The organism is Sphingobacteriales bacterium (genome assembly GCA_012517435.1).
Lineage (GTDB): Bacteria > Bacteroidota > Bacteroidia > CAILMK01 > JAAYUY01 > JAAYUY01.
The window spans coordinates 1-4,536 of the sequence record JAAYUY010000045.1 but is presented as its reverse complement, the minus strand read 5'-3'; the positions used below and the strand labels follow the sequence as shown (position 1 = coordinate 4,536).

The 4,536-nt window shown below is 40.2% G+C and carries 4 protein-coding genes; 3 read left to right on the top strand and 1 reads right to left on the bottom strand.

Going from position 1 to position 4,536, the window contains the following annotated elements:
- Positions 1 to 1,048 (top strand): Omp28-related outer membrane protein (locus tag GX437_02640; GenBank protein ID NLJ06548.1); only part of this gene is annotated, 1,048 nt, incomplete at its 5' end.
- Between the two features lie 52 nt (positions 1,049 to 1,100).
- Here GX437_02640 and GX437_02635 read toward each other — a convergent pair.
- A complete protein-coding gene (locus tag GX437_02635; GenBank protein NLJ06547.1) occupies positions 1,101 to 1,790 on the bottom strand; it encodes a tRNA/rRNA methyltransferase in 690 nt (229 codons plus the stop codon).
- A 105-nt stretch (positions 1,791 to 1,895) separates the two neighbouring features.
- Here GX437_02635 and mscL point away from each other — a divergent pair, with 105 nt between their 5' ends.
- Both mscL and GX437_02625 read left to right on the top strand, forming a co-directional pair.
- Positions 1,896 to 2,324 carry a large-conductance mechanosensitive channel protein MscL gene (gene mscL, locus GX437_02630; GenBank protein NLJ06546.1) on the top strand — a complete coding sequence of 143 codons (429 nt, stop codon included), beginning with the start codon at positions 1,896 to 1,898 and terminating at the stop codon, positions 2,322 to 2,324.
- A gap of 54 nt (positions 2,325 to 2,378) precedes the next feature.
- Positions 2,379 to 4,536: hypothetical protein (locus GX437_02625; GenBank protein NLJ06545.1), on the top strand; the 2,158-nt coding region annotated here is incomplete at its 3' end.

Below are 4,536 nucleotides of genomic sequence, written 5' to 3'. Positions count from 1 at the left end.
GTTTACGACCGTTCAGTGCGGATTCTGCCCTGAAGGTCATCTGGTTCTTGACGGCATTCTCGAAAAATATCCCAATGTTATCGGGGTGTGTCATCATGCCGGATTTGGTACCGATGCCATGACCATCAGTCAACACAGCACCTATGCCACCGACTTTGCCGATGGAGCTCCCACAGCCGCTATCGACCGCCACAGATTCCCCGGTGATGCCGGTAATATTGCTATTTCCAGAAATATCTGGGAAAGCAGTGCAGTTGACAGGTTAAATGTTCCGGCTCCCTGCCGTGTTCAGGCTTTTGGGACTTTTGACAAAAACTCCAAAAATCTCAATGCCACCGTTCAGGTTGAATTTGTGGATTATGCCCTTCCGGGTGATTTGAGAATCACTGTTTTTCTGGTCGAAGATCATGTTTCGGAAGGAACAGGATCCAACTGGGATCAGCACAGCTATTTCTACAATACAGTCGGACATCCGTTTTATCAGAAAGGTATTTATAATGGCTCGTATGCGTATATGCCTAAATATGACCATCGTCATGTCAGCAGGGCAGTACTTTCTCCTGTATGGGGAACCACAGGTGTTATTTCCAATAGTCCTAAACCTGGTGATGTTAAAACGAAGAATTATACCTATACCATTCCGGCTAACTGGAATGCTGACAGTGTTTATCTCATTGCCTTTGTTTCCTATTATAATACCGATAAAGACAAACGTGATGTTCTCAATTCATTCAGCATCAGGCTGGTGGATATGCCTGCACAGGCTGCCGGAATTGATGAATCAGCAAAAGCAACCGACATTGTCATTTTCCCCAATCCGGTCAGAGATTTTGCTACAGTCAGGTTTACTATTCCTGAAAACACCAAAGTATCCTATGAAGTTTTCGACCTGATGGGAAAGAAAATTATTTCACAACCAGTATTTACCTATGCTGCAGGAGTCAATGAACTCTTTATCAATACTTCACAGCTGGATGCCGGAACATATCTGGTCAGGATAAATGCCGGAGACCGGAGTTTTACGAGAAAAATTGTCAAAACCGAATAATCAGGGTTTGACCCCCATACTTCAAAGCCTGCGAAGTATTTCGCGGGCTTTTTTATTTAAGTTGTTTTGTTCTGAAATACCGGTCAAAAACAGACAACATCAGGTGAATGTCGGTTTCATCCAGCAACGACAGTCTTTCCATGATTCTGTTGTGAAGGTTCTTGTTTTTGCTTATTTCAAGTTCATTTAATATTTCTTCTGCTTTCAGCATCAATGATTTAAAACCTTTGTCGGTTGTACATTCTTTTCCGGAAGGCTGTGCTTTCTGAAATTTGAAATATTCATAGGCAAAAATCATCACTGCATGTGATAGGTTCAGGGATGGATAAGCAGTGTGCATGGGGATAGTAGATATGATGTTACACAGGGATATTTCATGATCGTTAAGCCCGTGGGATTCATTTCCAAACACTATGGCAGCTGTATTGATAGCCGTTTTTTTATTGAAAATTATTTCAATGGCTTTTTCGGGTAAATGGTTATCGGCTTTTCTTTTTCGCTTTTTTGCAGTGGTAGCCACCGAGAAATCAATATCTGACAACGCATTCCCCAGGTTTGAAAAGATAACGGCATTTTGGAGGATGTCGCGGGCACCATGCGCTACCCATTCAGCTTTTCCTTTTAATTCGCATAGGGGACTGACCAGCCTGAGTTCCTCCAGACCCATGTTTTTCAATATCCTTGCCACCGCACCGATATTTTCTGCAACAGATGGCCTAACCAATATGATTTTCAGTTTCATTTCGACTTTTATAACCACTTCAATATTAAAAATAATTCCCTGAAAAAAATCCTTTTTGTATTTTTGTAGCGAAATTGATTTTCTCAACCCCTTAAAAAAAGTGATATGAGTTTTGCAAAAGAATTCCGAAGCTTTATTTCGAGAGGCAATGTGGTCGATATGGCAGTCGGTATCATTATTGGTGCTGCCTTTGGAAAAATTGTCTCCAGTTTTGTCAATGATGTATTGATGCCACCTTTGGGTATGCTGATTGGTGGGATGGATTTTACAGGGTTTAAAATTGTGTTAAAGCAGGCACAATTGGATGAAGCCGGAGCCATAGTCAAAGATGCCGTAACCCTGAATTACGGAAATTTCATTCAGACCACTGTTGATTTTCTGATCATTGCTTTTGCCATATTTTTATTAATCAAGGCAATGAACAAACTTAGGCAAAAAGAAGAACAAAAAGCTGCAGAACCTGCTGCTCCACCTGCTCCGGGCAAAGAAGAGCTCTTACTGACTGAAATCAGGGATATCCTCAAAAATAAATAGTTTTCAGAATTTCGGTTAAAATAATAATTTTACCCCCTGAATAAAGGGAGCAATATGTATTTTCTTGAGCAAACAGCCTCTTGGCTGCTGAAAAATTTTGGCGAAAACCTGAATAATATATCTGTCGTTTTTCCCAACAAAAGGTCGGGGGTATTTTTCCGAAATTACCTGATCAATCAGATTTCCAAACCTGTCTGGAGTCCGGAAATAACTGATATTGAAAGTTTTATCCTTCAAAATACTGCTTTCCTGAAAGCTGACCCCATTTCACAGGTTTTTACATTATATAAAGTTTATTCGGCCATTCTGGTCCAAAACGGCCAGAATCCCGAAAGTATCGACAGCTTTTATCCATGGGGAAACATTATGCTTAATGATTTTTCCGAAATTGATAAAAACCTGGCTGAACCTGCCGATGTTTTTCGTCTGATTGAGGATTTGAAAGACATTGACACCCTGTTTGACTACCTGAGTCCGGAACAAATTGAAATCCTGAAAACATTCTGGACAAATATCAACATAGAGTCTCATACTAATGAAAAAGCCAGGTTTCTCAGGATGTGGCAAATGCTTCCCGATATTTATGAAGAGCTGAAAAAGAAGCAGTTGAAAGAAAAAGCAGCATATTCCGGATTTATTTACAGGATACTTGCCGGAAAATGTATAAATAAGGAATGGATGCCGCAGGAAGATATGATTGTTTTTGCCGGTTTTCACCTGCTAAACAAGGCTGAAACGACAATATTCAATTATCTGAAAACGGAAGGGAAGGCTGTTTTTTTATGGGATGCGGATAATTATTTCCTTGAAAGAAAAGAGTTTTCTCCTTATCAGGCCATTCGCAGAAACATGAGTGAGTTTCCAGAACCTCCTGATTTTGTGCACGATAGAAGTCCTTTGACGGGTAAAAGTTTCCGTATGTTCGGTTTCGACCTGACCAGTACGCAGGTGGATATGGCAGCTCAAATCCTGAGAGTTATTGGTGATAATGAAGAAAATAGTCCAGGAAAGCCTGATACAGCTATTGTACTTGCAGATGAAAAACTCCTGATCCCGCTGCTCCATACTGTACCGGAAAGCATGGATCATGTGAATATTACTATGGGTTATCCCGTTATCAGCAGCTATCCTGCCGATATTGTTCTCCTTCTCGCTGATTTTATGATCAGATATTCAGGGTGTCAGAAAGTGCGGACATCCGATCTGGTTAATCTGCTCAACCATCCGGTCAACAAAATGACAGAGCCTGAAAACATTAACCGGCAGCTGTCAGTGTTGAATGAAAGTAAGCTGGCCTTTCAGGATCTGAGTTCTATCAAGGTCGAATGTACCTTTTTGTCCTTTCTAACCAATGCGCTTGCTTCTGCAAAAAACCTGATCGGGAAACTTCAGGATTTTTTAGTCTATTATCTTGAAAATAAAGAGATTACAGAGATTGAAAAGGAAATATTTTATCAGATATACAAGGGCATGAACCGCTTAAGTGAGCATGCAGAAAAAGAAAATTTATCTGATCTTTTGCTGAAAAAAATTTTGAAAGAAATTCTGATTACTCTGAAAGTTGCATTTTCGGGTGAGCCATTATCGGGGATTCAGGTAATGGGCATCCTTGAAACACGTTGTCTTGATTTCAAAAACCTGATTTTGATTTCCATGAACGAGGGATTGTGGCCTTCTGTTTCCAACCAGCCATCTTTTATCCCTTATCAGGTGAGAAAAGCTTTTTATCTGAATACCCCTGAAAATGATGATGTGGCTTATGCCTATTATTTTTACCGTTTACTTCAACGGGCTGAAAACATCTGGCTTATGTACAGCAACGACAAGGAAGCCATCGGTTTTGCCGAAAAAAGTCGTTATATCCTGCAACTGCTGTATGATTTCAACATTGAACTGAACGAGACTATTGTATCGCCTCATATCACCAAAACATTGAGGAAAGAAATCATTTATCCCAAGTCGGAAGCCATTCTGAAACAGCTCGAACCATATCTTGACGAGAACAATAAATCCCGTTTTTCTCCTTCTGCCTTGCTGACCTATCTGGACTGCAAGCTAAAGTTTTTCTATCAGTATATATTGAAAATCAAGGAAAAAGAGACGGTTCAGGAAGAAATTGATGCAGCTGTTTTTGGGAAGGTTCTTCACCGTACCATGGAACTGATTTATTCGGATGATGAAATTAAAAATACGGTAATCGATAAACCGTTGC

Coding starts and splice junctions, on each gene's coding strand:
- GX437_02635 (NLJ06547.1), bottom strand. CDS start 1,790: ATGAAACTGAAAATCATATTGGTTAGGCCATCTGTTGCAGAAAATATC.
- mscL (NLJ06546.1), top strand. CDS start 1,896: ATGAGTTTTGCAAAAGAATTCCGAAGCTTTATTTCGAGAGGCAATGTG.